Origin of the sequence: Tsukamurella sp. M9C, from assembly GCF_020169415.1 — a bacterium.
GTDB lineage: Bacteria > Actinomycetota > Actinomycetes > Mycobacteriales > Mycobacteriaceae > Tsukamurella.
This window is the reverse complement of record NZ_JAIULG010000098.1, coordinates 1-1,255: the sequence shown is the minus strand read 5'-3', so window position 1 is coordinate 1,255 and position 1,255 is coordinate 1. Positions and strand designations below refer to the sequence as shown.

The following is a 1,255-nucleotide window of genomic DNA, read 5'->3' as shown; positions in this document are numbered from 1 at the left end:
ACGGGGTGCTCAAGATCGACGGTGAGGTCGGTAACAAGAAGGTCTACGACCCCCGCTCCTACCTGAAGAAGGCGGAGACGTCGATGGCCGAGCGGGTCGTCGAGGCGTGCAACGACCTGCACTCCGCAGGCAAGTCGATCAGCGCGAAGTAGCTAGTAGCTCAGGCCAGCGCCAGTCCCAGGAGGACCGCCAGCACGAGCACGATCATGGCCGCTGCCGCCGCCCACTCCGGGCCGGTGAGCAGCGGCCGTGCGCGTTTCGGGGCCGGATTCGGCGCCTGCGGGGCGGGCTGGTTCGACGGTGCGCCCTGCGCCGGCCCGGCGGGTCGGTGGGGAGCCTGCGGGGGCCGGGCATGCGGCGCGCGGCTCTGCGCGGCGGGCGGACGGTGCGGCTGCTGCGCGCCGTGCGTCGGGTGCGGGCGCGGAGCCATTGGGTGCGGGGCCGCCATCGGCGGGGTCGCGGTGCGCCGGGGCGGCGTCACGCGGCCCGCGCCGCGGGCGATCCGGTCGGTCCGCGGCGTGGGCCGGTCCGGCACTTCGGAGTACGCGAGCTTGGGTTCTGACGGTGCCGTCCGCGGCTCCGGCTTCGGGGCCTGCGGGGGTTCCGGCTTGGGCTCGGGCTTCGGATTGCGGAGCGTGGGCTCCTCCGACGGGGTGCTCATCGCGCCCCGACGCGCGTGCACACCTTCCAGGTGTCCGCGTCCTTCTCCAGCGTGAGGGTGTTGCGCACCTTCGCGCTCGGGTTGTTGGCGTAGTGCACCTCGACCTGGACCTCCGCCTTGTCGCCGCGCACGTCCACGGCCTGCAGGCCGTCGAGTTCGGGCAGCAGGCCGTCGGCCTTGGCGTTGCCGTAGACGCGCTGCCACTGGCCGTCGTTGAGCCCGTCGTAGTACACCTTGGCGTTGCCGCAGGTCTGCTGGCGCAGGGCGGCGAGGTCGCCGCGGCCCACCGCGTCGATGAACGACGTCGTCGCGTTCGCCGCCTGCTGCCGCGGGTCGGTCGACGAGCCGGAGCCCGACTTGGGCACCAGCAGCGCGATCGCCGCGACGATCACCACCACCGCCACCACCGCGGCCGCCACGATCCACAGCGTGCGCTTGCCCTTCGACGGGGCTTCCTGGCCGCCCTGCGGCGCGTAGTACTCGGGCGACTGCCGCGCCGCGTTCTCCTGCGGCGTCTGCGCGGTGTCCGGCTTCACGAGATCGGGCGTCGTCGCCGCGGGGGTGGAGAGGGGCGCGAGGCGATCCCCCTCGCGC

At 73.9% G+C, this 1,255-nt stretch carries 1 protein-coding gene and 2 pseudogenes; 1 reads left to right on the top strand and 2 read right to left on the bottom strand.

The annotated features are described in order from the left end of the window. Window positions 1-152: pseudogene (locus LB823_RS23550) on the top strand (class II fructose-bisphosphate aldolase); the annotation flags it as partial. Between the two features lie 8 nt (window positions 153-160). On the opposite strand, the gene LB823_RS23545 reads toward LB823_RS23550, so the two are convergent. Both LB823_RS23545 and LB823_RS23540 read right to left on the bottom strand, forming a co-directional pair. Beyond that, complete coding sequence (locus tag LB823_RS23545; protein WP_224652187.1) at window positions 161-661, bottom strand: hypothetical protein; 501 nt, start codon at window positions 659-661, stop codon at window positions 161-163. After that, window positions 658-1,255 (bottom strand): annotated as a pseudogene (locus LB823_RS23540) (hypothetical protein); the annotation flags it as partial. The gene LB823_RS23545 and the pseudogene LB823_RS23540, both read right to left, overlap by 4 nt.

What these genes read in the sequence shown, in the direction of transcription:
- LB823_RS23545 (WP_224652187.1), bottom strand. Translation starts at nt 661, where the DNA reads ATGAGCACCCCGTCGGAGGAGCCCACGCTCCGCAATCCGAAGCCCGAG.